The following is a 26,547-nucleotide window of genomic DNA, read 5'->3' on the forward strand; positions in this document are numbered from 1 at the left end:
GAAATGGTCTTGTTCTCCAACGGATCAATCTCTATGTCAGCGGTACAGGGTCATTGGCGCGAAGTATCCGAGCAAAGTTTGCCGACGGCAACTTTTTTAAATCCAGTCATCAGAACTTCCAGTCAAGTGTTGATCATCGTCGAACGCAAGGAAGACTGGGCCTCGTACTTTCCCAGCGAGGACATCGTCACGGCTCAGGAATACCTTGAGCAAACCCGTGACAGCGAACCTGGCAAACGGGTGCAGGTGATTAACCTGTGCCGCAGCTACAAGTACCTGGGGCACGGTTACTATTGCTCGCTGCTGGCAGAAGCCCGCGGCCACAAGGTGATTCCATCGGTCCGCACCATCAGCGAACTGACGAAAAAATCGCTTTACGGCCTGGCGCTGGACGACCTCGATAAAACCCTGGAAAAAGCCCTCAGCCATCATCTGTACAGCGATACCGAAGGTTTCACCCTGACACTTTACTTCGGCAAGACGCATATCGAGCCGCTGCAGGATCTGGCCCGGCAATTGTTTGAAGTGTTTCCGTGTCCGATTCTGCTAGTTGAGTTTCGCCGAACTAACGGCTGGCACATCGAGGGTATAAAGTCCGGCGCCCTGCACAAGTTGCGCGACGATCAGGAAGATCAGTTCGCCAATGCGCTGGACGGCTTTAGCCGTAAAGTCTGGCGAGTGCCGCGCTCGCCGCAAGTGGCGCGTTATGACTTGGCGATTCTGCATGATCCACAAGAAGCCTTGCCGCCGTCAAACGCCAAGGCACTGGAGAATTTCGTGCGGGTCGGCAAGCGTATGGGCATCGATGTCGAGCTGATCGAACGCAAGGACTACGCGCGGCTCGCCGAGTACGACGGCCTGTTGATTCGCGAGACTACCAGCGTCGATAACCACACCTATCGCTTCGCGAAAAAAGCCGAGAGCGAAGGGTTGGTGGTCATGGATGACCCGACGTCGATTCTGCGTTGCACCAACAAGGTCTATCTGACTGACCTGCTCAACAGCCATCAACTGGGTATGCCTGCCACGGAAATTCTCTACAAGGAACGACCGGAAGATTTCGAACGGGTCGGCGAACGCCTCGGTTTTCCGCTGGTGCTGAAGATCCCCGACGGCTGTTTTTCTCGCGGGGTGATCAAGGTTGAAAGCCAGCAGGCGCTGCTTGAGGCTACCGCTGAATTGTTCGAACACTCGGTATTGCTGTTGGCTCAGGAGTTTTTCTACACCGAGTACGACTGGCGCATCGGCGTGCTCAACCGCAAACCGATTTTCGCCTGCCAATACTTCATGTCCAAGGGCCACTGGCAAATCTACAACCACAAGGCCAAGGGCCAGGACATCAATGGCGAGTGCCGCACCCTGGCGGTTCACGAGGCACCGCGGGCAGTGGTGGAACTGGCGGTCAAGACCGCGAACCTGATTGGCGACGGCCTCTACGGCGTGGATCTGAAACAGGCTGGCGACAAAGTGGTGGTGATCGAGGTCAACGACAATCCGAACCTCGATGCCGGCATCGAAGACGCCTATTTGCAGGACGATCTGTATTCACTGGTGCTGGAGGAGTTTGTGCGACGACTGGAACTCAAACGTCGCGGCCAGGCCTGGTGAAGCGCCGATGATCAGCAGTTTCGCATTGAGTCACGGCGCGTTGCAGCGGGTGGAACGGCTGGATGCCGAGGTGATGCTGTTCAGCAATCCCGATGCTGCCGAGCGCGACTTGCTCCACACTCACTACAAGGTCGATGAACACGCGCTGGCCTCGGCGCTGGATCCGGACGAAGTCTCGCGAATCGAGTTTCACCCCGACCATTTGTTCCTGATCTGGAAGCGCCCGGAAAACTATTCCGGCGGTGGCAGCCTGGCGTTTGAAGTGTCGTCCTGCGGCCTGCTGTTTTCACCCGGTCAGTTGCTGGTGATCGCCACCGACGACACGCCATTGCACGGCATCGGCACGCGCCAGCCGCTCAATGCGCCGCTGGATGTGTTGCTCGATTTGCTGTTCAACAACATCCACCATTATCTCGGCCACCTGAAGGTGATCAAACTGGTCGCCCGTGAGCTTCAACAGAAGTTCAACGCCTCGATGCAGAACCAGCATCTGGTGCAGATGTTCAACCTCAGCGAAAGCCTGATCTATTACATCAATGCCCTGCACAGCAATGGCGCAGTGCTGACGCGGCTGCGCAATCACGCGGAAAAACAGCACTTCGGCAGCGAGGCGATCGGGTTGATCGACGACCTGATCATCGAGAACAACCAGTGCTACAAACAGGCAGAGATCTACTCAACGGTGTTTTCCGGGCTGATCGATGCGCGCGGCAATCTGATGAACAACAGCATGAACAATCTGCTGCGCAAGCTGACGTTAATCAACGTGGTGTTTCTGCCGTTGAACCTGATTGCCAGTATTGGCGGGATGTCGGAGTTCAGCATGATGACGGCGGGGACGCCGTGGTGGATTTCCTACCCGGTGTTTCTGATGGTGATGTTGCTCGGAGCGGGGGGAATGCTGTTTGGGCTGCGGCGGTTGGCCCAGTGATTGATCGGTGCCTGAGCTGACACCTTCGCGAGCAAGCCCGCTCCCACAGGAGAATGCATTTCAAAAAGTGGGAGCGGGCTTGCTCGCGAAAGCGATCTCAGCAGCACTCGAAGCTCGGGATCAGCTCGCAGGGGCTGCCGCTGCCACTTTCTTGCGCTCCCGAACCCCACGCACCACCAGATACAACAGCGGCCCAATCGACACAAATACTGCCGTCAGCAACAGATACGGCACCACCGACCAGACCGACATCCCTCGCGACCGTGCATCCTTGACCATCCACACCCCGGCCAGCGTCGCCAGCAGATACAGATCAATCACCACCTGCGCCGTGTCCGGGCGCGACATCAGGCTGATACCGAAGTCGATCAACGACTGTTCGGCCTGGAGCATCACCGACACGGTGTAGCCAGTAAACGCAATCAACGCCGTGAGGGGCAGGGCGACAGGCATCATGTATTCCTTCCTTGGGGTGATGAGCAGACTCGCCAGCCTACCTTGGCATCCCCAAATAAGCCATTGACTCGCCGGCCGCCGCCGGGCTAATTTCAGGCCCATGACTTCCACCGTATTGCGCTGCCAGCCAAGCATTATTACCGCCATTCCTCATTTGGCGGGCTAGCTCACGACTGCTGCACCCAACCCGCCCTAGAGGCGGGTTTTCATTTTCTGTCTCCGGGGTTCTGATCAAAACGTCAGGAGACGACCATGCCGCACAGCCCTGTCCAACAAGCCCTGCTTGAGCAGTACGTGAAAAAGATCCTTGCCGCGCCGGTCTACGACATTGCTGTGCGCACGCCGTTGCAAGCGGCGCCGGCGCTGTCCGAGGCGCTGGGCAACCGGATCCTGCTCAAGCGCGAAGACCTGCAACCGACGTTCTCCTTCAAGATCCGTGGCGCCTACAACAAGCTGGTGCAACTGAGTGATGCGCAGAAAGCACGCGGCGTAATCACCGCGTCAGCGGGTAATCATGCCCAGGGCGTGGCCCTGGCGGCACGGGAACTGGGGATGGCGGCGACCATCGTCATGCCGTTGACCACGCCCGAACTGAAGGTGCTTGGGGTGCGAAGTCGGGGCGCTGAGGCGCTCCTGCATGGCGAAAGTTTTCCGTTTGCTCTTGCCCATGCGCTGCAACTGGCCGAGCAAACCGGGCGCACTTTTGTCTCTCCATTCGACGACCCGGACGTGATCGCCGGCCAAGGCACGGTTGCCATGGAAATCCTCCGTCAGCATCAGGGGCCACTGGAGGCGATCTTCGTTCCGGTGGGCGGTGGCGGCCTGATCGCCGGTATCGCGGCGTACGTCAAATACCTGCGGCCGGAGGTGCGCATCATCGGTGTTGAATCGGAGCACTCCGCCTGCTTGAAGGCAGCGTTGCAAGCGGATGCGCGTGTGATGTTGCCCAGTGTCGGGACGTTCGCCGATGGCGTGGCCGTGGCGCAGATCGGCGCGTATGGTTTCGAAGTGTGTCGGTTTTGCGTGGACGAGGTGGTCACCGTCAGCAATGACGAGCTCTGCGCCGCGATCAAGAACATCTACGACGATACCCGCTCAATCACCGAACCTTCCGGCGCGTTGGCGGTGGCCGGGATCAAACAATACGTGGCGCGCAACGGTGTTCGCGAGCAGACCTTCGTCGCGATCGACTCCGGCGCCAACATCAATTTCGACAGCCTGCGCCACGTCGCCGAGCGCGCCGCGGTATGCGGCGTCCCGGCGTGATAACGCTCAGGGCAGTAGCGGGCGCAGAAAACTGCGCTCGTAGCTGACGATGAATTTTTTCTGCACCAGCGATTCCACCAGCGCCGTGCTTTCCGGATCGGTCAGCGCGATGTGCCGGTAGCTTTCATAATCGGCCAGCGATGGAAAGCTGAACAGGCAATAAGCGATGTTGCTCGCGCCCTCGGAGGGCAGGAAGTAGCCGTGATGCGTGCCGCCCAAGCGATCGACGATGCCCAGCCAGGCTTTGGCGTAGGCCTCGAACTCGGTGAGTTGGTACGGATCGATCACGTATCGCACATGGCAGCTAATCACGTTTGGCGCTCCCGGTTCAGGTCATTCCGCGATGGCGGTGCCAACCTTGTCCGAAGCCGACCAGACGCGATAGCGCACTTCGACGTCTTTCGGGGCGTAGATCACCAGCGGCAGCTTGCTGTTGTAACGCAGCATGAAGCCATCACCGACGACCGGCACAAATGCGCGCTTTTTCTGAGTGCCAGGCGGGCAGGCCATCAGTGTGCTCATCGGGCCGATGACTTTTTCCAGTCGGTAGAACGGGTAACCCCAGCCTTCGAGATTTTTCTCATCCAGGGCGCCGCCCAGACGTTGGCTATTGCAGTCGACTTCCAGGGTTTTGCCGGCGAGGACTTCAACCTGGAAATTCTCTTCCTGCTCTTGCTTGGGCAGGTAGATGACCTGACGGGTAAAGCCGTTTTCCGCCTTGGGGTAAGGCGCAACGTCTTCCAGTTTGGCCCCGTGGGCGAAGGTGGACAGGCCGGCAACGAGCAGACCGATTGTCGCGTGAACGCTTAAAGAACCCATGAAAGCCTCCTGGCGGGTGTAGGGTGGAGTGACGGGCATTCTCACTGTCATGGTCGATGAATGCAAACCGGCGTCGACGTGCATATTGCAGTGTCCAAGTGGGGCATTCTTGCAATTTGCAACTGGCCAATGACTGGCCACCGCGCCAAGTGCTTGATTTATCGAGGGTCAAAATGACCCGATGAAAGGCACGGTTTATGCGTCTACTTGGTGCAGCGCACCGCGTTCGGGCGCCTACACTCCAAGAAGCATTTCGCTGTACAACCGTTTGCCGCACCAGGGAATCAGCGGGGAAACACCCGTGAAGGGGCAGCAAAAGCGGTCAACGTGAAGAGTTGATTGGCAGTTTCATCAATAAGGAGAGGTTCACCATGTTTCTGTCTGCCTTGGAACTACGCAATATCATTGAAAGCAGTTTTCTGCCTAAACGCTGCCAGTGCACGCTGTCGCCAGACCTGTCGATGACCGTCAAGGTATTCGGTGACCACCAGACTGACCAGGTTGATTTGCACGTCAGCGGGATCGATGCCAGCCATCTCAATGGCTGCCGCGAGATCAACGAACTGATTGCCGGCCTGCGCTCGGATCTGGCGGATCAAACCACGCCACAGCATTACAGTCCTCGCACCAGAGCGCTTTAACTCACCGTTTCACCCAGTTCGACCGTCACGCGCCGGGCCTGCACAAAGCCAAGGCCCAGCGCGAACTCGACCAGCACCGCGAGCAGAATCCCGGGGCCGGCATGGCCGTTGAGCCATTCGCCAAAACCCAGTACTGCCAAACCAAAACAACCGACGATAAAACCGTTGCTCAGGGCATTTCGACCCAGTGATGGCGGAGCGCTGCGCACCAGATAAAACATCACCCCCAACGCCGCAAACAGCACCGCACTGCGCCGCGCAACAAAACCGGCAGCGGACGAATACTCAATACTCCAGATCGCCAGCAACACCTCCGGGAAAAAGCCCCAGACCAGCGCCAGCACAAAACACAACGAAGAAGTGATGATCGACAACGTACGAAACGACAACTGCATGGCGAGTCCTTGCGGCAGTGAGGAGGGCCCCCGAGCATAACCCGCGAACCCTCCAGCGCCTACCGCAACCCCGCAAATCAGAGCCTTCTGTCAGTTCTGGTCACTGCAGGCGTCGGACATTTTCCGGTAGGTGATTTCCTCAGGCTTCCCGGCATTGTCGATGTACTTCATGTCAGCAGTAACGACTTTGCACTGACGAGTGGGTTGCTCGGTCATGGAGATCACTTTGTTCACATGCAACGGCATGCCGTACTGATAGGGGACAGGCTTGGTTGTGGCGGTGGTGTCATTGGCCTGAGCCACCCCGGCGAATGCGGTGCAGGCGAGGGCGGAGGTGAGCAATAGCGTGCGAATGTTCATGAATCGGACTCCCGTGCGACGGAATGAGCGTTCGGCACCATACGGCCGAACCTGCCGCACTCGGCGTCAGCCAGGGGCTGAGGTGTGCGGTTCAGTAGAGTCTTGGACTGCGGCGTTAAGTGATGGTTAACCTGGCTGAACGCCGGCTGTCTGGCAGAGGGGTGATTTCTCGGGGATGCGGGGCCGATTCCTACAAGGATGGATGCTTTGTCTGCTTCCGGCGGCGGGAGCGGTGCGGGTATGGTTTGGCGTCGCTGCAAAATCAGCGATTCGGGTTTGGTCACCTGAGCACGACACCATTGCAGATGTGCCATCATTTGCGCTGCGGACTTCTATGTCTTTGCAGTGCGCTGTTATGGCGGCTGTGTGCAGGGCGCCTTCGGGCGAGCTGAGTTTTGGTGTTGTCTCAGTTGACCAATCCTGCATGCGGCCGCCTCCCACTGTTTGGTCACGGTACTGGCGGTTACTTTCTAAAATATCGAGTAATCAAAATGCCAATACTAAACCCGCTCCCAAACCGCTATCACCCGCTCAACAGCGGCGTCACCGACAGCGCACCAATAGTCATCGACACCCAAGCCAATCCCCAAGACATCCTCGAGTCCGCCGTCCAGCGCATCCGCGCCTGCAGCGACCTGCTCGAAACCCTGCATTGCATGTGCTTCCGGCATGGCGATGTTCAGGACATTCCACACATTACCCATGCGCTGTACCTGCTGGCGCAGGACGGCAATGATTTGCTGCAGGTGGCGCAGCAGCAGATGCTGGATTGGAAGGCGCCGGTTTGAAATTCTAGAATCAGGCTTGGAGGGAAGTCAGACGAGACTTCCCTCCAACTGCATAGGCCGTTTGCATCAGACCATTATCGTGATGCTGTCTCAAGCCATGCTTGTAGTGGTGGATCGCGGAATTTGTGCCAAACGTACCGACTCCTGATTCTCACGATGCTCAGCCCAACGATCGATATGCTTTTGCAGCTCCGGCAGTGCCGTGCAATCGCCGTAGATTTCAGCCAATGTCAGCTTTGTAGAGCTCAAGCGCGTGATCGTCAGGAGTGTTTCTTCAAGCGCTTTCAGTTCCTTTTGGTTATGTTTTATTGCTTGCCTGATTGCCGTCTGGCGCTCTTGAAGGTCGGACATCGTCGAGCGGCGCTGGAATGCGGTGGCGCGATCTTGAGGGCGGCTTTCAATAGTGCCGCCGGGGAATTCCTTATCCGCCTCGCTTTGCCATTGCTGCAGTTGCGCGCGGTAGGTTTCCACCTCCAGCTTCAAACGGTCGGCTTCGGTTTTGCTGACGATGTAGCCGCCGGTTTTCTCTGTATCCTGCCAGCGACGTAACGATGCCCAGCATGCCGGAATATAACCGTCGAGCATCTTGTGATCGGCACCGTTGGCCGCCTGAACCAGGAATTGCTTGCGATCCGGTGTGTCGTTGTTTTTCAGCTGCGCAACGCACTTGGCCATGGCTGCTTCTTCGTAGCCTTCGCAACCGGGTGTCCAAAGGACAGACGAGACCTCTCGACCGGGCAGGCGCAGTGGCATGAAGTAGCGCTGCTCGCCATGATGCCAATAAGGCTTGCCGCCAAAACGCGTCAAGCCGGCCGCAAACACCAGTCCCCCGGCGGCTGGCGTCAAAACACCCGAGACAGTTGCCGCAAGGCCGGTGATCCAGATCGGCTTTTTGGTATCCATCCAGCCGGCGGGTACGCTCGGCACAGGGTCGTTCTGGTTGACGATCCGGTGATGAACCAGGCCGCTGGCGGATTCGACGAAGTCTTTGTCGCCGGCACGCGGTGAGCCGAAGGTGTAGAGGATTACGTCGCTGGTGATCTCACGATGGAGCCATTCCGAAAGCAGCAAGGAAATGGCGCCGCCCAGACTATGGCCGCAGACGATGATCTTTTGATTGGTGCGAAAGCGAAGAATGTAGCGGTCTATAAATGGCCGCAACGCCATGAATGCTTCATAAAAGCCTTGATGCGCCTTGCCGGTTCCGCCCTCAATCGGTACTTGTTTGGCATCGGCATCTCGCCAGCCGTCCCACCCTTCGGCTGTGCCCCTGACACCAATAAGGATGATCCGGTCATCGTGGGTGGCATAGGCCTGGGTGTCGGTATTTTTCCAGTCCGTTGCACCTTGTCTCAAATCATTGAAAAAATGCACATCTGAGGGGGTTTCCAGTTCTTCACCAGAGGATGGGTCATTCTGCGGGTAAAGTTCTGGATCGAAGGGGACGATTTCCAGGCGCTTGGAGTAGGGCACATCTTCTACGAGTGGAAACGATGGCTTCTTGGAGTCCGCGTAACTCGACGGCTCTTCGAAACACGCAAGGCAGGTATTCAGTACATGACCAATGGTGCCGCGCGAGGGATAGGTGAACGCAAAATCTTTTTTCGGGGCCGCATCAGCTTTCTCAGGTGTCTGACCGAAAGCGCCGTAACTGAGCGTGGCGAGCAGAGACAGTTGATAAAGGTTCAACGCACTGAATTCCGGCGCCAGCGACAGAAGCGGCCTGAACGCGCGCAAGGCGCGAACTTCGAGGACATAGTGTTTTTCTGGTAGCAGGCCTACACCAAAACTCGGAACTTTGTCTCCGGCGAAATCACGGGCGAGTTTGGCGCAACCTGCAGGCACAGGATTTGAAAGCTTTGCAGCAGGGGGCAAATGGTTACTGAGCTCAACAAGGTCACGAACTTCAACGTTGTGAAATTCGCCTTTTTCTGCCGAGGCACGGTATGCGCCGGTTTTGCTGGTGCTACCGATAGGACGACGTAGAGTTTGCTCAGCAGCAACTTGTAAATCTGTCAGCGGAATAGGATACGTCTTGCGGTCATTAATCTCCTCGTACCAAGGGGTTCCACCAGAATACTTTTTAGCAAATGTAAGTATCAGTGGGCCGCTATAGTTTCCTTCAATTTTAGCGTATCCATCTGCGTCAAGCGAACCAGACTGCTTTGTGCCCTCGCAATCCGTAACTTCATATTCTAAGCTTGCGTATGGTTTTCCTTCCCCAAACTCATCTACAAGTCGGAAACTAACCCACCCTCCTTTTAGTGGGCATGATCTTGCTTGGTCGTTTAGTAGGCGCTTTTCTTGAGTCTGCATTCGCTTATGTCCTTATTCACTGCAGGTCGGGTAAATACTGCATTCTCTTCCATTTATCTTGAAGCTTCTAAAGATAGGAGGAACTCCGCAGCGAACAGATTCAGCGGTCTCTTGGCAAGGCTTCCAGCCTAGATTTGTCTTGATCCAGCGGTTGTCTTTCGACGGTTCTTCAATCTCAGAGAAGTGGAATACAACAGTAACTATTTTTTTGTTGAGTTTGTCTCTGGCTACAGCTCCTCCGGGCTTTTTTCTCTTCGAGTAATCGTCGGGAACGTTCCAGTTTTGATCGGCGGCGCTGCACGACAATATCTTCTCAATATTGTCTTTTTTTGCCTTCGCTGTGCTGATTTGAAAAAGCCAACTGCAAATTCCACGCTGCTCAGAAGCATTTGCAGAAACTTGATCTTGGGCGCCTCTAGTGTCTGTTACGGTTAAGCCTCCTGCGAGCTCTAAGTCGCGATCCCTCGCACCTGTTCCGTATGAGGCGCTTAGCTCATAACTAACGCGGGTGAGTTCCATGGAGCAATCAGCGATGTTATATTTCAGCGGAATGTCTGTAGACACAGTCTGTTCAACGTTCTTCGCGTCAGTGTTATTAGATTTTTGTTGTTGGCGTATCACATTTCCACCAAGACCGGGACTGTAGACTTCGCATTTCTCACCTTTTTTAGGCGAGTACTTGGCTTTCGATGTAAAACCAAAGTTCGCAGGGATGGTCGCAACTAATATGAAGTGGTCACTGCTGTAGTGGCTCGTGACACCTTCTACTGAGTCCTTCGCCATCTGACCGGCAAAACTGCATGCGCCTATCAATGGCAGAACAAGGAAAAACACAGTTCGGACGCTGTGTGAGAAATTTCGATTACTCATTAACTACTCCCTGTTCTGCGCAGTTGGGATAGATGGTGCATACACGACCATTCATTCTGAAGGTTTTGAAGTCTTTGTCACCACGACAGAACCCGAAAGGGTCATTCGGGCCCTTTCCAAGGCATGGTTTCCAACCGCCAGGAAATTTTATCCATGTATCGCCAATTGAAGGCTGCTCTTCATTGGAAAGGCGAAACTCAACTTTTACAGTTATGTTTGCAAGTCTATTTAATGCGATGGAGCCACCTGGCTTCCTCGTTTCATAACTGGTTTTTTTCAACGACCAGTTTTCATCGGTTGCATGGCATGACAAAAGTTTTTCTATTTCTCCTAACTTGGCCTTGGATTTACTGATCTGGAACAACCAGGAGCACAAGCCTCTCTGCTCTATGGTGCTTGGTATTTTTTCTGAGCGACTGTCTACTGTAGACGTCCTAATAGATAAGCCACCAGCCTGATCATAATTGCGGTCTGAAGATCCTGCGCCATACCTCCCGCTCACCTCATAACTAACCCTGCCAAGCGCCATCGAACACCCCGCAATGTGATATTCCAGCGGTATATCCGTAGACGCAGTCTGCGCTTCCGCTTTTGCTTCAACCGTATTGGACTTCTGCTGTTGACGGGTGACGTAGCCGCCAAGTCCGGAGCTGTAGACCTCGCAGGTCTGGCCCGGTTTTGGGTAGTAGTGTGCTTTAGAGGTGAAACCGAAGTTCGCCGGTACGCTGGCGACCAAGGTGAAATGGTCGCTTGAGTAGTAACTCACGCTGCTTTCGGCAATCTGTTGCGCGAAGCTGCATCCGGCCAGTGCCGGTAGCACTGCCATCGCAGGGCAAAGACTGATTCTCAAGCTAGGACGCCTGCTTTTGGATTACTGAACACTCCCTGACAACGCGCAAAATGTACTTCGGGCGTCTCCGCCGAAAGGGGTTCCCACGCGACATCGGTCATGCAAGCTGGGGACAGACGATGACTCAGCATCATTTCGCGCTGTTCCGGTGTGCGCCAGTCCCAAGCCTCAAGCAGGTCCATTTGCTCCTCAAGCCATTCACTGACAACTCGGGTTTCGGCCAGTGTGGCAGCCGCATCGACGTGATAGGTCAGTAACCAGCGCTTGAGGTTGTCTCGCAGGATGCTTCTGGCTTGCTCGCCCGACTCCGGAGTGCGTAGCCATGGCGCCGGATTCGGTACCAGATACATCCCAGACCTACTGTTATCTGCACTTTTCCATTGATCCTGGTCCCAATACAGCACGCTGCTGATTGGCCCGAGCAGCAGCGGCCATTCGGTTTCTTTCATGTTGCCCAGGCAGCGGGCCAGAACCCGGTTGTCTTGAAAGCGGAACAGCGAGCGCTCGCCGTCTTCGTCGATGACCATACGGGCAATCCAGTGCTGAGTAAGGCTGTCGAGATCAGCCTTGTCCATGCTGCCGATCCAGCCCCAGTTGCGCTGTGGGTCATCGAGCAGGCTGCGGAACGCATCGTTGCCCGGGTTCTGTAATTCGGTCAGCCATGGGCTGATGGCGGCGAACTGCGCGTATTCGGTACGGCGGTAAAGTTGTACCGAGCGTTGCATGACGCCGGCGCTGTACAGCGAGGTGACCGGATTGGGTTCGGCGAGGCTGTCCAGTGCCAGAATCAGCACGCGATTGAGTCTGGCCTGTTCGCCTAGCCAGTTGTTGAGTGCTTCGCTCATGCTGTAGCTCCAAGATCGCATTTGCCTTCGCGGCAGGCTTCGCAGATCGGGCAACGTATGTCGCCGGCAGCGCGAGCGGCTTTGGCCAAGGCCATCTGTGCGGCGGCCGGGATGAGCAGGGCACCTGCTTTGTCTTTCGCTGCGGCCCACGGTATGACAGGTTCCAGAATCCCGATGCCGGTACCGGCGCCAGGCGCACCACCGGTATTCACCTTCACCTCAGCCCCGCTGATGGTCACACCACCGGCATCCACCTTCACAAAACTCCCACCAGCCTTGGCGGTCAGCTCCATGCCACCCTCGATCACCACTTTCTCACCCGCGTGATAGTGAATCTCGGTCCCAGCCTCGACAAACTGCGCCGTACCGACCTTCACATGCTGCGTCACGCCCACCGTGAGGTGGTCATCCGCGCGCATCTCGCTGATGCGATCCAGATGGGTAATCCGGTGCTCCTCAACCTTGAATTCGCTCAGGGTGTTGGCCTCAACCGTGTCATGCCGCTCATTGCCCACACGAATCTTCTGGTCGTGCTCGATGTTTTCATCCCAATCCCGCTGAGCATGGATGTAGATCTGCTCGACACCCTTTTTGTCTTCGATGCGGAACTCGTTGTAGCCCTTTCCACCCGGGGAGCTGAGGGTTTTGAAGGTGCTGCGGGTCTTGTTTGCCGGCAGGTCGTAGGGGACGACGTTTTCCTTGTGGTACAGGCAGCCGGTGACGAGTGGCTGGTCGGGGTCGCCTTCGAGGAAGGTGACGAGGACTTCCATGCCGATGCGCGGGATGGCGATGCCGCCGTAGGCGGCGCCGGCCCAGCCGCTGGCGACGCGCAGCCAGCAGGTGGTTTTGTCGTCGGACTGGCCGTCGCGGTCCCAGTGGAACTGGACCTTGATGCGGCCGTACTGGTCGCAGTGGATCTCTTCGCCGGCCGGGCCGGTGACGACCGCGGTCTGGCTGCCGAGGACTTTTGGTTTCGGGTGTTCGAGGGCAGGGCGGTAGTGCGCGTCCCACGGAGTGGCGAGGAAGCTGTTGCGGTAGCCCTGGTGGAAATCGCTTTTGTTGTCGGTGACGTCGCTGGTGACGTTTTCACCGAGCACTTGCGGTTGTTTGCCTTCGTGGATGACTTCCAGCAGCAGCCACAAGTCGTTCCATTCAGCGCGCGGGTGTTCGGCCAGGGTCAGGAAGTGGCCGCTGGTCAGGGTCGGTTCGTCACCTTTGCCTTCGGCGAGTTTGTAGTCGCTGCGATGGCGTTCGAGGGCGCGGGTCGAGAGGAATTTGCCGCGCTCGCGGGTGGTGAAGCGGCCGGGGTAATCGTAGTCTTCGAGGTCCGGGGCGAACTCGGATTTGACCGCACCTTCGGGCAGGATCTTCGGTTTTTCGAAGTCGTAGTCGCGGCGGCTGACGCGGGTGGTGCGGGTTTCCAGGCGCAGGTTGAAGCGTTTGATCACCGGTTTGTCGGCGCTCATGCCGGAGTCTTGCTGGTAGCTCACGGCCTTGAGTTTGCGGAACACTGTCTGATCGTCGCCGAACACCAGTTTGTGCCCGCTGCTGCTGTGCTGGAAGTGGAAGTGGATGCCTTCCTCTTCGCACAGGCGCTGGATGAAGTACAGGTCGGACTCGTCGTACTGCACGCAGTAATCGCGTTGCGGGTACTCGGCGTTGAGCTGGAAGCTGTAGGCGTCGGCGAGGATGCCGCGATCTTCCAGCACCTGGGCGATGATCTTCGGCACCGTGAGGTTCTGGAAAATCTGCTGGTCATGGTTGTGCCGCAAATAGGCCAGTTGCGGCACCAGGCTGATGCTGTAACGGGTCAGCGTCTTGCCGGAATCGCCTTGCTCGATGCGGTACACCAGGCCGTGGATCTTGCCTTCGCCGGTGGCGCCGAAGGTCAGGACGCCGGGCTTGTGCAGCAGCTCTTCGAGTTTGAGGTCGGGGCGGGCGCTGACCAGTTCGAGGTCGAAACGGAAAGGCTCGTTGAGGGCTTCGCGACCGGTGAAGCTGAGCACTTGCAGGTCGGCGGAGGCGCCTTCGAGCGTAAGGGTAATGTGGGTAGCGTTGGCGTCCAGCATGCCTTGAATTCCGTCCATTGAATAAGCAGGTGACGGATGATGGAGGATTAAACCGCCCCGTTCAAGGCGCAAATGCCGTAGGGATGGGGTCTGCGACGTATAGGGAAAACCCTTAGATCGGCTTTTTGGCCCAATGAAACCGGGGACTTCGCAGTCGTGAGCCATTGGTCAGCACGCGGTTTTAGCCAATTGCAGGACAAAGAATAGCCAGTCAGTTTCAGACTAAAGTCGCCTTCAGCCCGTAAAAGCCATCTGCCATCATTGCGCCTCACCCCTGCGTGTCCACTTCTTCCCGGCTGTTTTTGACCCGGGACGGGAGCTATTTTTCTGGCTAACTGCGCCCCGGCGCAAACGCTGTACTGTTGGAGTTTTTCATGCGTCCCCCATTTCCCCTCATCACCCCGCGCCACTCGTTTGGCTTCGGCGCCGTTGTGCTGTGCGCCGGTTTTGCCGCGCAGGCTCAGGCCAGCGGTTTTCTCGAAGACACCACGGCGAAAATCGAATCGCGCACGGTGTATTTCAACCGCGATTTCCGTGATGGGCACACCTCCAACGAGCAGGGCGCTTCCAAGCGTGAAGAGTCGGCTCAAGGCTTTATTCTCAATCTGCAATCGGGTTACACCGAGGGCACGGTGGGCTTCGGTATCGATGCGCTGGGCATGCTCGGCTTCCAGCTCGATTCCAGCCCTGATCGCAGCAACAGCGGCTTGCTGCCGTCCAGCGGCGACAACCCGCGCGGCTCCAAGGGCCAGTACGCGAAAATGGGCCTGACCGCCAAGGTCAAGGTCTCGGACACGGTGTTGAAGTACGGCGCGTTGCTGCCGGATCTGCCGCTGCTCAAGTACAACGACGGTCGCTTGCTGCCGACCCTGTTCAACGGTGCGATGCTGACCTCCAAAGAGGTCAAGGATCTGACCTTCATGGCCGCGCGTCTGGACAAGTACACCGCGCGCGACTCCACCGACTCGCAAGACATCCGCGTGCACTGCAAGAACAAGCGCTACGCCTGCAACACCACCGCCGATCATTTCGACATGTACGGCTTCGACTACAAGATCAACGATCGCCTGACCGCGCAGTATCACTACGCCGAACTGGAAGACATCTACCGTCAGCACTTCATCGGTTTGCTCGGCAATCAGCCACTGGGCGATGGCGTGCTGAAGGCCGATCTGCGCGTGATCAAGAGTGCCGACAGCGGTGCTGAGCGTGCCGGTTCGATCGACAACCGCGCCTTGAGCGGCATGCTTTCCTATGGCATCAGCGGCCACACCTTCAGTGCCGGCTGGCAGCGCATGAACGGTGACAACTCGATGCCGTACCTCGATGGCAGCAACCCGTATCTGGTCAACTACGTGCAGGTCAACGACTTCGCCGCGGCGCAGGAGCGTTCCTGGCAGCTGCGTTATGACTATGACTTCAAGGCCATCGGCATCAACGGCCTGAGCTTCCTGACCCGCTATGTGAACGGTGACCACATCAAGGTCCCGGGCAGCGATCAGGAAGGCAAAGAGTGGGAGCGCGACAGCGAGCTGAAGTACGTGATCCAGACGGGCACGTTCAAGGATGTGAGCCTGCGTCTGCGCAATGCGACGTACCGCACCAACTATGAAAAGTTTGCGCGGGATGTGGATGAGACCCGGTTGATTGTGAGTTACAACTTTTCGGTGTTGTAACCGATAGAGCGGTGGCGCCTGATCAATTGCTTTCGCGAGCAGGCTCGCTCCCACAGGGGATCAGCGCGGAGCACAAAATCTGTGTTCATGGCTGATCCAATGTGGGAGCGGGCTTGCTCGCGAAGGCGTCTTTGCAGGCACCACTACAACCAATGCCAGAACCGGCTCCAGAAGCCGCGATTCAGATCGTCCTTGCACCCGGCATACTGCCGCGCATACACGTCGGAACGCGCCTGCACCTTGCGTGCAGTCGGCATCAGCCAGGCCTTGCTGGCGTAGGTCTTGTTGCGGAAACCGCCCCAGCCTTCGTGGTAGTTCAGGTATTGGTTGTAGGCGTCGTACTTGTACACGCCGTTGATCGAAGTGGTCTTGTCCATGTACCAGCCGACGAAGTCGATGGCGTCGTCGAAGTCTTCGCGATCGGCGCCGTGTCTGCCGGTGCTTTTCTGGTAGTCGGACCAGACTTCATCCTTGGCCTGGGCGTAGCCCGACGCGGTGGTGACCCGGCCCCACGGGATCACCCACAGCAGGTATTTGCGCGGCGTCTTGGCGTCGTAGCGATAGCCGGACTCCTGATACATGATCGCGAAGGGCACCTGGATCGGCACGCCCCAGCGCTTTTGCGTGACTTGCGCGGCGTCGTACCAGTCGCTTTTTTCGCGGAAGATTGCGCAGATGTCTTCCGGCGAACGCGGCGGCGAGGTGCCGCAGCCGCTGAGTAATCCCGCCAGTATCAAAAGTCCCGCCGTCCGCCCCGAAATCAAACCGTCATCCCCATGCGCGCAAAAAGGGCGACAGTTTACGCGCTCACCTCAACTGCTGACGATAGGGCAAATCCGGACCCGTTTTGCTGCAGGTCAGGGCGGCCGCCTGTACGGCAAACCTGAGCATCGTGTCGATCTGCTCGCGGCTGAGTGCTTGAACCCCTTCGACCGAGTCCAGCCCCTGTTCAGTCAACCAGGTGATCAGCGCCGCTTGAAAGGTATCGCCGGCGCCGACGGTATCGGCGATTTTTACTGAAACCGCCGGTACCGACCATGAGCCGTGAGCGCGACTGAATACCGTTGCGCCTTCGCCGCCACGGGTCAGGAACACCAACTGGCAGCGATGCTGCAGCCAGCCTTCGATGACGCGCTGCGGATCCTGTTCCGGGTACAGCAGGCTCAGGTCTTCGTCGCTGACCTTGATCATGTCGGCCAGTTGCACCAGGGTCGCCACGCGCTCGCGCCACAGGTCGATGTTCGGCTCCGGGTTGAGGCGCACGTTGGGGTCGAGGGTGATCAGCCGCTTGCCGCTTTCACGCTGCACCAGCGTCAGCAAGGTGTCGGCGATCGGCTGCACCACCAGCGAGAACGAGCCGATGTGCAAGCCGCGTACTTCGGTGCTCAACTGCGGCAAATGGGCGAGGCTCAACTGGCGATCGGCGCAGCCCTCGCCGCGAAAGCTGTAATGCGGCGAACCGTTGGCGCCGACCGCGACCATCGCCAGCGTGGTTGGCGCGGCGAAGTCGATCAGGTAGTCCGCACGCACGCCTTCATCCTGCAGCACCTGCTGCAAACGCCGGCCGAGATAGTCGGTAGACAGCCCGGCAAACAGCGCCGAATCCACGCCCAAACGGCGCAAGCCGACCGCGACGTTGAACGGCGAGCCGCCGGCAATCGCCTTGAAATTCACCTTCGAGGCCAGACCGCTGGCATCGTCTTCGCTGAAGAAATCGAACAGAGCTTCGCCACACACCAAATACATAATTGTTTGCTCTTTATAGGGTTGCGACATGCTGTTGATAGCGTTCATAGGCCTGCTGGAACGCCGCGACATTGGCGGCAATCGGCAGGGTTTCACTGTGCAGATCGAGCTTCACGCAGCGCTGGCACAGATCGGCCAAAGTGTCCTCGTGGCCGTTCGACCATGATTTGCACCACGCCGCCTGAATCGCCGCGCCAAGGGCTGCGGCTTCGCTGTGTTCGGTGCAGATCACCGGGGTGTTCATGATGTCGGCGACGATCTGCCGCCACACCGCACTTTTCGAACCGCCGCCGATCAGGCAAATGCTGCGGCTTTGTAAACCATTGTGGCGCAACAGATCCAGTCCATAACGCAAACCGAAGGTGGTGCCCTCGACCACGGCGCGACACAGGTTGGCCTGGGTCAGGTTGTTCAGGGTCAAGCCGTGCAGGCTGCCGGTGGCATGGGGCAGGGCGGGGACGCGTTCGCCGTTGAGGAACGGCAGCATGCTCACGCCTTCGGCACCGATCGGCGCCTGGGCCACGAGTTGATTGAATTGCTCCAGGTCGAGGTCGAACAGTTCGCGAATTGCGCCGGTGGCGTTGGTCAGGTTCATGGTGCAGATCAGCGGCAGCCAGCCACCGCTGGATGAGCAGAACGTGGCGACCGAGGCATCCGCGCTGACCTTTGGCGCTGCGGCGTAGGCGTACACCGTGCCGGAGGAACCGAGGCTCATGGTGATCGCTCCCGGCTGAATGTTGCCGGTGCCGATGGCGCCCATCATGTTGTCGCCACCGCCGCTGGAGACCTGTGCATTCGGGTTGAGGCCGAGCTGTTCGGCAATCGAAGGCAGCAGCGTACCGACCGCCTGATGCGCGTCGATCAGCTCCGGCAGCGCCGCTTGCAGGCGACCCGTGGCGTCGATGTCGCGCAGCAGTTGCAAGTCCCACTGGCGGCTGCGGACATTGAAATAGCCGGTGCCGGAGGCGTCGCCGTATTCGCTGCACGCGCGGCCGGTGAGCCAGTAATTCAGATAATCGTGGGGCAGCAGAATGCGCGCGATACGCGAGAACACCTCCGGGTGTTGTTCTTTGGTCCAGAGCAGTTTCGACACGGTGTAGCCCGGCGCGATGACCACGCCGAGGCGTTCCAGTGAGCCTTTTTCACCGCCCAAGTGTTTGAGCAAACGGTCGTTTTCATCAGTGGTTTCGGTGTCGCACCACAGCTTGGCCGGACGCAGCACCTGGCCCTGATCGTCGAGCAGCACCAGGCCGTGTTGCTGACCGGAGACGCCGATGCCGAGAATCGCCTGACCGTCGATATTGGCGGCGAGCAAGGCGCGGCGGGTGGCGAGGGCGAAGGCGTCCAGCCACTGTTGAGTGTCCTGCTCGCGCCGGCCGTTGGCGCCGCTGATCATCGTGTGGGTAGCGGCGCCTTCGCCGAGCACCTGACCGCTGGCGGCATCAAGGATGATCGCCTTGGTGCCCTGGGTGCCGCAGTCGATGCCGAGGAAGAGTTGTCGGGTGGTCACAGTGAGGTCCTCAGGGTGTCAGGTTTGCCAGGGTGAGGCTGCCATTCGCGAGCAAGCCCGCTCCCACATTGTGAAACGCGTTCCCCTGTGGGAGCGGGCTTGCTCGCGAAGGCGTCGGTGGTTTCACCGCTGAACTCAGGCCAAAACCCGCTCCAAAGTGCGCGTCACACCCACCTCACGCAAGCTGTTGCAGCACCACTCGAACGCCGCGACAAACGCCGCCGACCGCGGAATCGCCGTGCCGAAAATTTCCTCGACCGCCAGCAACCGCTGGGTAATCAGCGCATCATCCGCCACCAGCCCCTGACAAAATTCCGCCCGCGGATCAGGAATCGCATAGGTATCGCCGTTCTCGTCGACTCCCTTCAGATACAGCGCCCAAGCCGCCACCACCAGCGCCGCACGCCTGGTTTCCTGACCATCGGCAATCAAGCGGTTGATCGTCGGAACGGTGAATTTGGGAAACTTCGACGAGCCATCCGAACACACCCGCTCCAGCTGATCGGCAATCGCCTGATTAGAGAAGCGCGCGACCAGCGTATTTTTGTAGTCGGTCAGATCGATGCCCGGTACCGGCGCCAGTTGTGGGGTGACGTCGAGGTCCATGTACGCACGCATGTAGCGCACGAACAGCGGGTCGTTCATGGTTTCGTGAACGAAGCGGTAGCCCTTCAGAAAACCCAGATACGTCAGCGCCAAGTGGCTGCCGTTGAGCAGTTTGATCTTCATTTCTTCGTAGGGCGAAACGTCATCGGTGAACTGCACGCCGACCTGTTCCCAGGCCGGGCGACCGTTGACGAATTTGTCTTCCAGCACCCATTGCACAAACGGCTCGCAGACCACTGGCCAGGCATCGTCCACCGCGTGTTTGTCGGCCAGTTGCAGGCGATGCGCGGTGCTGGTCATCGGCGTGATGCGATCAACCATGGCGTTGGGAAAACTGACGTTCTGCTCGATCCAGTCGCGCAGCCCCTGGTCACGCAGGGTGGCGAAGGCGAGCAGGGCTTTGCGGGTGACCGCGCCGTTGTGCGGCAGGTTATCGCAGGACATGAGGGTGAACGCCGGCGTGCCCGCGCCACGACGTTTTTCCAGCGCGGCGCAGAGGAAACCGAACACGGTTTTCGGCGTTTGCGGATTTGTCAGATCGTGCTGAATCTGTGGCAGGTGCGCCATGAACTCGCCGTTGCTGTCGTCGATGCAGTAGCCGCCCTCGGTGATGGTCAGCGAGACGATGCGGATCTGCGGATCGGCGAGTTTGTCGATCAGCGCCTGCGCGCCGTCTTCGGCCAGGAGCATGTCGCGGATCGCGCCAATCACCCGCACCTCGGTGTCGTCGCTGTCACCGAGTTCGAACAGGGTGAACAGGTAGTCCTGTTCCTTCAGGTCGTCACGGGCGCGGCGGTCTTCAGCGCGCAGGCCGACGCCGCAGATCGCCCAGTCCAGTGCCTGACCGGTGTTCATCAGTGCATCGGTGTAGTACGCCTGATGCGCGCGGTGAAAGCCGCCGACGCCAATGTGTGCGATGCCCTGGCGGGTGTCGCTGAGGCTGTAGGCCGGCAGTTGCACCTCGGGAGCGAGGCGATGCAGGTTTTGTTTATTCAGTTTCATCGGGCAAGTCTCGAAGTTCAGGCCGCCGCACGCAGCGGGCGGGTCAGCGCCACGCCATTGGCGTCGAACAGGTGGCAATGGCTGGCGTCCAGGTACAGGTTCAGTTGCTCGCCATAGCGGCTCGCCAGGTCACCGCGCACGCGCATGGTCAGGGCTTCGCCGGCGCTGGTGGTGACGTGGCAGAAGGTGTCGCTGCCCAGACGTTCACTGACGTCGGCGTTGACTTGCAGGGTGCAGTCGCCTGGTTGCGCCAGTTCCAGATGTTCCGGGCGAATGCCCAGGGTCACGGCGCTGCCGATACTCAAGTTGGCGGCGTTGAACGGCAGGGTGATGCGCGTGCCGGCATCCAGCGAGACTTCGCAGGTCTGGCTGTCGACACGGGCGATTTTGCCCTTGAGGAAACCCATTTTCGGCGTGCCCAGAAAACCGGCGACGAACAGGTTGGCCGGGTTGTGATAGAGGTCCAGCGGTGAGCCGACCTGCTCGATCTTGCCGCCATTGAGCACCACGACCTTGTCGGCCATGGTCATCGCTTCGACCTGATCGTGGGTCACGTAGATCATTGTCGCTTGCAGGTCTTTGTGCAGACGCAGCAGCTCCAGACGCATCTGCACGCGCAGCGCAGCGTCGAGGTTGGACAGCGGTTCGTCGAACAGGAAGATCTTCGGATTGCGCACGATGGCCCGGCCGATGGCGACCCGTTGCCGTTGGCCGCCGGACAGTTGTTTTGGCTTGCGCTCCAGCATCGGCCCGAGTTCGAGGATGCGCGCCGCTTCGCCGACCTTTTTCTCGACTTCGGCTTTCGGTACGCCGGCCAGGTCGAGGGCGAACGACATGTTCTTTTTCACCGTCATGTGCGGGTACAGCGCGTAGGTCTGGAACACCATCGCCAGATCGCGCTTGGCCGGGCTGACTTCGGTGATGTCGCGGCCATCGAGTTCGATGGTGCCGCCGCTGACTTCTTCCAGCCCGGCGATCAGCCGCAGCAGGGTCGATTTGCCGCAGCCGGACGGGCCGACGAAGACCACGAATTCCTTGTCGTTCACCTCAAGGTCGATGCCCTTGATGATGGAGAAACCTTCGAAGCCTTTTTGCAGATTCTTGATTTTCAGGTTGGCCATGGTGATGGGCCTCCAGGTGTTGTTATTCGTTTGAGCCAGACGGGCTTTTCTGTAGGAGTGAGCCTGCTCGCGATGGGGCCGTGTCAGTCGACATCATTCTTGAAAGACACTCCGCTATCGCGAGCAGGCTCACTCCTACAGGGGGTTGTGTGGGTTTGGTGGGATTCATTTCACGGCACCGAACGACAGGCCGCGCACCAGTTGTTTCTGGCTGATCCAGCCGAAGATCAGGATCGGCGCACAAGCCAGGGTCGAGACCGCCGACAACTTGGCCCAGAACAAGCCTTCAGGGCTTGAATACGAGGCGATCAGCGCGGTCAGTGGCGCGGCTTTCGACGAGGTCAGGTTCAGCGACCAGAAGGCCTCGTTCCAGCACAGAATCAGCGACAGCAGCACGGTCGAAGCGAGCCCACCCTTGGCAATCGGCAGCAGCACGCGGACCATTTCCTGCCACAGGGTGGCGCCGTCCAGACGCGCGGCCTCGAGGATGTCCTTGGGGATGTCCTTGAAGTAGGTGTAAATCATCCAGACCACGATCGGCAGGTTGATCAGGGTGTAGATCACGATCAGTGCGATGCGTGTATCGAGCAGGCCGAAACTCTTGGCCAGCAGGTAGATCGGCATCAGCACGCCCACCGGCGGCAGCATCTTGGTCGAGAGCATCCACAGCAGCGTGCCCTTGGTGCGCTGGGTTTCGTAGAACGCCATCGAGTAGGCGGCGGGCACCGCGATCAGCAGGCACAGGGCGGTGGCGCTGAACGAAATCACCACCGAGTTCCAGGCGAAACTGAAGTAGTCGCTGCGCTCGTTGATGTGCAGATAGTTCTCCAGCGTCGGCGTGAAGATGAACTGCGGTGGCGTGGCGAAGGCGTCGATTTCGGTCTTGAAACTGGTCATCACCATCCAGAAGATCGGGAAGAAAATCACGATCGCGATGGCCCAGGCCAGGGTGCCGAGCAGCAGGCTTTGCAGCCGGCGGGATTGTTGAAGAGTCATGGCAGGCCTCAGGCTTTGTCAGTCAGGTTTTTGCCGATCATCCGCACCAGAATGATCGCCGCGATGTTGGCGATGACCACGGCAATCAAGCCGCCCGCCGAGGCCATGCCGACGTCGAACTGCACCAGCGCCTGGTTGTAGATCAGGTAGGCGAGGTTGGTCGAGGCGTAGCCGGGGCCGCCGTTGGTGGTGGTGAAAATCTCGGCGAACACCGACAGCAGGAAGATCGTTTCGATCATCACCACCACCGCAATCGGCCGCGCCAGGTGTGGCAGGGTCAGGTGCCAGAAGATCGCCACCGGACCGGCGCCATCCAGGCGTGCAGCTTCTTTCTGTTCCTGGTCGAGGGACTGCATGGCGGTCATCAGGATCAGGATCGCGAACGGCAGCCATTGCCACGAGACAATGATGATGATCGACAGCAGCGGATAGTGCGCCAGCCAGTCCACCGGTTCGGCGCCAAACAGCCGCCAGACGTAGGCGAGGATTCCCGACACCGGATGGAAAATCAGGTTCTTCCAGATCAGCGCACCGACGGTGGGCATGATGAAGAACGGTGAAATCAGCATCACCCGCACGATGCCGCGTCCGAGAAATTCGCTGGCCTCAAGCAACGCGCTGATCAACACCCCGAACACCACGCTGATCAACAGCACGCTGCCCACCAGCAACAGGGTATTGGTGGCGCCGGGCAGGAAACCGGAGTCGGTCAGGAAGTAGGTGAAGTTCTCCAGCCCGACGAATTCGTTCACCCCCGGATCGAGCAGGTTGTAGCGAATCATCGAGAAGTAAATGGTCATGCCCAGCGGCACGATCATCCACAGCAGCAACAGGGCCACCGACGGGCTGACCAGAAACCAGCCAGGATTGCGTACGCGGACTTTGCGCTGGGGTTGCGACAGGTCGAGGTGGGCTTTGGCAGTTGAAGTATTCATGGTGATCACAACCGAGTCATACAAGACCTATGGAGATCCCCTGTGGGAGCGGGCTTGCTCGCGAAGGCGCCGTGTCAGTCAATACACATGACACTGACCCACCGTTTTCGCGAGCAAGCCCGCTCCCACAGGAGGCAGGAGCAAGTCGTTCAGTGGTTACTTGGGATAACCGGCGCGCTTCATCTCGCGTTCGGTAGTCTGCTGCGCGGCGGCCAGGGCCTGGTCCACCGTGGTCTGGCCGATCAGCGCCGCCGAGAACAGTTTGCCGACCTGGGTGCCCACACCCTGGAACTCAGGAATGGTCACCAGTTGAATGCCGATATAGGGCACCGGTTTCAACGTCGGTTTGCTCGGATCCGCCGCTTTCAGCGACTCCAGCGTGACCTTGGCGAACGGTGCGGCGCTCATGTAAGCGTCGCTGTAGGTCGAAGCGCGGGTGCCCGGTGGCACGTTGGCGATGCCATCGGTCTTGGCCACCAGTTCACCGTACTCCTTGGAGGTGGCCCAGGCACTGAACGCCTTGGCGGCGTCCTTGGCTTTGGAGCTGGTCGGAATTGCCAGCGCCCACGAATACAGCCATGCCGAACCCTTATCGGTAACCTGATGCGGCGCGAAAGTGAAGCCGACGTGATCGGCGACCTTGCTCTGGGTCTTGTCGGTGACGAACGAGCCAGCGACGGAAGCGTCCACCCAGATTGCGCACTTGCCGCTGTTGAACAGCGCCAGGTTCTCGTTGAACCCGTTACTGGAGGCGCCCGGCGGGCCGGATTTCTTCATGGTGTCGACGTAGAAGTTCAGCGCGTTTTTCCACTCCGGGCCGGTGAATTCCGGCTGCCATTTTTCATCGAACCAGCGCGCGCCATAAGCATTGGCGACAGTGGTGATCAGCGCCATGTTCTCGCCCCAGCCGGCCTTGCCGCGCAGGCAGATGCCGTACTGCTCTTTATCCTTGTTGGTGAGTTTTTCGGCGAAGCCGGCGATCTGTTCCCAGGTCGGGCGCTCGGGCATGGTCAGCCCGGCATCCTTGAACAGGTCGGTGCGGTAATAGGTGATCGAGCTTTCGGCGTAGAACGGCAGTGCGTAAAGCGAACCCTTGACCGACAGGCCTTCACGTACCGACGGGAACACGTCGTCGAGGGCATAAGTGGCCGGCAGATCCTTCATCGGTTCGAGCCAGCCCTTGGCACCCCAGAGTGCCGCTTCGTACATGCCGATGGTCAACACATCGAACTGGCCACCCTGGGTGGCGATGTCGGTGGTCAGGCGTTGGCGCAGGACGTTTTCTTCCAGCACCACCCAATTGAGCTTGATCTCCGGATGCTCGGACTCGAAGGTTTTCGAGAGCTTTTGCATGCGGATCATGTCGCTGTTGTTGACGGTGGCGATGGTCAGGGTCTGGGCGCCAAGGCTGACGCTGCTGAGGGTCATGCAGGTGAGGGCAAGCAGAGCTTTTGCAGTGGGTTGCATCGTGCACTCCTTTTCTGCGTCCGTTGGGAGGCAGAAGGACAGTTATTGTTTTTGTGTCTTCCTGTGCAGGAAGAATGTGCACTGATTACAGCCCTCAATCGACGGGCTGACAAATCATCCGTCGCACTCGAATCAATACTTTTTTGCACTGGGGTTTATTGCAGTAAATGCAGGGAAGGGGTTTTCAGCGGGGAGGGGCTATCGAATCAGTACAGGTTTCATCGCGTCGGATGCTTTTTGTGGGAGCGGGCTTGCTCGCGAAAGCGCTGTGTCAGTTTGCCGATCAGTTGATTGATACAGCGCTTTCGCGAGCAGGCTCACTCCTGCAGGGGGCGGTGGTATCAGCCGAGGTTTTGTTCAGTCAGGCGCTGCACGGCGAGGCGTCGATAGTGCGACGGCGTCATGCCCTTGAGTTGCTGGAAGCGCCGATTGAAGTTGGAAATGTTGTTGAACCCCGACTCGAAGCACACGTCGGTCACCGGTTTGTCGCCATCGGCCAGCAGCTCGCAGGATTTGCTGATGCGCAGACGATTGACGAATTCGATGAAGTTGCGCCCGGTGGCCTGTTTGAACACGCGACTGAAATAAGTCGGTTTCATCCCCAGATGCTCGGCGACTTCTTCCAGGGTCAGCTCGCGGGCGTAGTGGCTGAAGATGTAATCCACCGCGCGGTTGGTGCGGTCGATATTGTGCTCGTCGGCCAGTTGTGTGTTGGTGGCACCGGACAGCAATTGATAGTCGTCAGTGGCTGCCAGCAGCTCCATCAGGATGAAAAAGTACCCGAGACGGGTAATGCCGCGTGTATCGGCGATCTGCTGCATCAGGGTCATGGCCTGGCGGATCGTGTCCTTGTCTCGAAACTCGATACCGTACTGCGCGCGTTCCAGCAGGGGTGTCAGGGTTTTGAGTTCGGCAAACACCAGATGCCCGCCTTCGAACAACTCGTCGGTGAAGTTCACCAGCATGTCGCGCTTTTCCACCACCTCGTCTTCGGCCACCTGGCTGATCCAGTTGTGCGGCAGATTGGGCCCGGTGAGGAACAGTGTCTGCGGGTAAAAGTTACCGATGTAGTCGCCAATGAATACTTTGCCGGAGCTGGCGACGATCAGGTGCAGTTCGTATTCCTTGTGGAAATGCCAGCGCACCAGCGGACAGGGAAAACCGTGCTGGCGGTAGATGATGGACAGGCCGTTATGGTCGTCCATCAACTCGTAGGAGGGATCAGTGATTCGGGTGGCCCGGGTCATGTCCGATGCATTCTGTTGTCATGTTGA

The 26,547-nt window shown here is 58.5% G+C and carries 24 protein-coding genes and 1 pseudogene; 6 read left to right on the top strand and 19 right to left on the bottom strand.

Annotation, left to right across the window (positions count from 1 at the left end; genetic code table 11):
• Positions 1-33 precede the first annotated feature (33 nt).
• Positions 34-1,608 (top strand): RimK family protein, encoded by a 1,575-nt coding sequence (locus tag JFU48_RS21375; protein WP_103483545.1) that lies wholly within the window; start codon positions 34-36, stop codon positions 1,606-1,608.
• A 7-nt stretch (positions 1,609-1,615) separates the two neighbouring features.
• A complete protein-coding gene (locus JFU48_RS21380; protein WP_103520895.1) occupies positions 1,616-2,539 on the top strand; it encodes a magnesium transporter CorA family protein in 924 nt (307 codons plus the stop codon).
• A gap of 120 nt (positions 2,540-2,659) precedes the next feature.
• Here the strand turns inward: JFU48_RS21380 and JFU48_RS21385 are convergent, their stop codons facing one another.
• A complete protein-coding gene (locus tag JFU48_RS21385) occupies positions 2,660-2,995 on the bottom strand; it encodes a DUF2834 domain-containing protein (protein ID WP_003225178.1) in 336 nt (111 codons plus the stop codon).
• 252 nt (positions 2,996-3,247) lie between these two features.
• On the opposite strand from JFU48_RS21385, the pseudogene ilvA reads away from it, so the two are divergent.
• Positions 3,248-4,237 (top strand): annotated as a pseudogene (gene ilvA, locus JFU48_RS21390) (threonine ammonia-lyase, biosynthetic); the annotation flags it as partial.
• 30 nt (positions 4,238-4,267) lie between these two features.
• On the opposite strand, the gene JFU48_RS21395 reads toward ilvA, so the two are convergent.
• Positions 4,268-4,573 (bottom strand): NIPSNAP family protein, encoded by a 306-nt coding sequence (locus JFU48_RS21395; RefSeq protein WP_201137579.1) that lies wholly within the window; start codon positions 4,571-4,573, stop codon positions 4,268-4,270.
• Between the two features lie 21 nt (positions 4,574-4,594).
• Positions 4,595-5,080 carry a serine protease inhibitor ecotin gene (gene eco, locus JFU48_RS21400; protein WP_103483540.1) on the bottom strand — a complete coding sequence of 162 codons (486 nt, stop codon included), beginning with the start codon at positions 5,078-5,080 and terminating at the stop codon, positions 4,595-4,597.
• A gap of 371 nt (positions 5,081-5,451) precedes the next feature.
• Here eco and JFU48_RS21405 point away from each other — a divergent pair, with 371 nt between their 5' ends.
• Entirely contained in the window at positions 5,452-5,721 is a 270-nt protein-coding gene (locus JFU48_RS21405; protein WP_201137580.1) for a DUF1652 domain-containing protein, read from the top strand.
• On the opposite strand, the gene JFU48_RS21410 is transcribed toward JFU48_RS21405, so the two are convergent.
• Together JFU48_RS21410 and JFU48_RS21415 are read right to left on the bottom strand one after the other, a co-directional pair.
• Entirely contained in the window at positions 5,718-6,116 is a 399-nt protein-coding gene (locus JFU48_RS21410) for a hypothetical protein (RefSeq protein WP_003225169.1), read from the bottom strand. The two genes, JFU48_RS21405 and JFU48_RS21410, sit on opposite strands and share 4 nt — an antisense overlap.
• Before the next feature lie 90 nt (positions 6,117-6,206).
• The gene (locus tag JFU48_RS21415; protein WP_003225167.1) at positions 6,207-6,476 is read right to left on the bottom strand and encodes a DUF2790 domain-containing protein; all 270 of its coding nucleotides are present in this window, start codon (positions 6,474-6,476) and stop codon (positions 6,207-6,209) included.
• Between the two features lie 491 nt (positions 6,477-6,967).
• Between JFU48_RS21415 and JFU48_RS21420 the strand changes: the two genes are divergently transcribed.
• Positions 6,968-7,264, top strand: a complete 297-nt coding sequence (locus JFU48_RS21420; protein WP_201137581.1) for a hypothetical protein — start codon at positions 6,968-6,970, stop codon at positions 7,262-7,264.
• Between the two features lie 90 nt (positions 7,265-7,354).
• Here the strand turns inward: JFU48_RS21420 and JFU48_RS21425 are convergent, their stop codons facing one another.
• Genes JFU48_RS21425 through JFU48_RS21445 form a run of 5 tightly spaced genes read right to left on the bottom strand, consistent with a single transcriptional unit; the run spans position 7,355 to position 14,214 of the window.
• Positions 7,355-9,580 (bottom strand): lipase family protein, encoded by a 2,226-nt coding sequence (locus tag JFU48_RS21425; protein WP_201137582.1) that lies wholly within the window; start codon positions 9,578-9,580, stop codon positions 7,355-7,357.
• Between the two features lie 12 nt (positions 9,581-9,592).
• Positions 9,593-10,450, bottom strand: a complete 858-nt coding sequence (locus JFU48_RS21430; protein WP_201137583.1) for a hypothetical protein — start codon at positions 10,448-10,450, stop codon at positions 9,593-9,595.
• A complete protein-coding gene (locus JFU48_RS21435; protein ID WP_201137584.1) occupies positions 10,443-11,300 on the bottom strand; it encodes a hypothetical protein in 858 nt (285 codons plus the stop codon). The genes JFU48_RS21430 and JFU48_RS21435 overlap by 8 nt, the downstream gene beginning before the upstream one ends.
• A complete protein-coding gene (locus JFU48_RS21440; protein WP_201137585.1) occupies positions 11,297-12,145 on the bottom strand; it encodes a DUF4123 domain-containing protein in 849 nt (282 codons plus the stop codon). The genes JFU48_RS21435 and JFU48_RS21440 overlap by 4 nt, the downstream gene beginning before the upstream one ends.
• The gene (locus JFU48_RS21445; protein WP_201137586.1) at positions 12,142-14,214 is read right to left on the bottom strand and encodes a type VI secretion system Vgr family protein; all 2,073 of its coding nucleotides are present in this window, start codon (positions 14,212-14,214) and stop codon (positions 12,142-12,144) included. The genes JFU48_RS21440 and JFU48_RS21445 overlap by 4 nt, the downstream gene beginning before the upstream one ends.
• A gap of 374 nt (positions 14,215-14,588) precedes the next feature.
• Here JFU48_RS21445 and JFU48_RS21450 point away from each other — a divergent pair, with 374 nt between their 5' ends.
• Positions 14,589-15,890 carry an OprD family porin gene (locus JFU48_RS21450; RefSeq protein WP_103483531.1) on the top strand — a complete coding sequence of 434 codons (1,302 nt, stop codon included), beginning with the start codon at positions 14,589-14,591 and terminating at the stop codon, positions 15,888-15,890.
• A 143-nt stretch (positions 15,891-16,033) separates the two neighbouring features.
• On the opposite strand, the gene JFU48_RS21455 is transcribed toward JFU48_RS21450, so the two are convergent.
• The 9 genes from JFU48_RS21455 to JFU48_RS21495 all read right to left on the bottom strand — a co-directional run bounded on the left by JFU48_RS21455 (position 16,034) and on the right by JFU48_RS21495 (position 26,520).
• The gene (locus JFU48_RS21455) at positions 16,034-16,654 is read right to left on the bottom strand and encodes a transglycosylase SLT domain-containing protein (protein ID WP_003225153.1); all 621 of its coding nucleotides are present in this window, start codon (positions 16,652-16,654) and stop codon (positions 16,034-16,036) included.
• A gap of 43 nt (positions 16,655-16,697) precedes the next feature.
• Positions 16,698-17,636, bottom strand: a complete 939-nt coding sequence (locus JFU48_RS21460; protein WP_201137587.1) for a carbohydrate kinase family protein — start codon at positions 17,634-17,636, stop codon at positions 16,698-16,700.
• 13 nt (positions 17,637-17,649) lie between these two features.
• Positions 17,650-19,146, bottom strand: a complete 1,497-nt coding sequence (xylB, locus tag JFU48_RS21465; protein WP_201137588.1) for a xylulokinase — start codon at positions 19,144-19,146, stop codon at positions 17,650-17,652.
• 135 nt (positions 19,147-19,281) lie between these two features.
• A complete protein-coding gene (locus JFU48_RS21470; RefSeq protein ID WP_201137589.1) occupies positions 19,282-20,754 on the bottom strand; it encodes a mannitol dehydrogenase family protein in 1,473 nt (490 codons plus the stop codon).
• A gap of 17 nt (positions 20,755-20,771) precedes the next feature.
• Positions 20,772-21,875 carry an ABC transporter ATP-binding protein gene (locus JFU48_RS21475; RefSeq protein ID WP_201137590.1) on the bottom strand — a complete coding sequence of 368 codons (1,104 nt, stop codon included), beginning with the start codon at positions 21,873-21,875 and terminating at the stop codon, positions 20,772-20,774.
• A 165-nt stretch (positions 21,876-22,040) separates the two neighbouring features.
• The gene (locus tag JFU48_RS21480; protein WP_003225143.1) at positions 22,041-22,871 is read right to left on the bottom strand and encodes a carbohydrate ABC transporter permease; all 831 of its coding nucleotides are present in this window, start codon (positions 22,869-22,871) and stop codon (positions 22,041-22,043) included.
• 8 nt (positions 22,872-22,879) lie between these two features.
• A complete protein-coding gene (locus JFU48_RS21485; protein WP_003225141.1) occupies positions 22,880-23,806 on the bottom strand; it encodes a carbohydrate ABC transporter permease in 927 nt (308 codons plus the stop codon).
• A gap of 156 nt (positions 23,807-23,962) precedes the next feature.
• On the bottom strand, positions 23,963-25,273 hold the full coding sequence (locus JFU48_RS21490) for an ABC transporter substrate-binding protein (RefSeq protein ID WP_201137591.1): 1,311 nt from the start codon (positions 25,271-25,273) through the stop codon (positions 23,963-23,965).
• 341 nt (positions 25,274-25,614) lie between these two features.
• Positions 25,615-26,520 carry an AraC family transcriptional regulator gene (locus JFU48_RS21495; RefSeq protein WP_003225137.1) on the bottom strand — a complete coding sequence of 302 codons (906 nt, stop codon included), beginning with the start codon at positions 26,518-26,520 and terminating at the stop codon, positions 25,615-25,617.
• Positions 26,521-26,547 lie beyond the last annotated feature (27 nt).

The organism is Pseudomonas sp. TH49, from assembly GCF_016650625.1.
Classification (GTDB): Bacteria; Pseudomonadota; Gammaproteobacteria; order Pseudomonadales; family Pseudomonadaceae; genus Aquipseudomonas; species Aquipseudomonas fluorescens_H.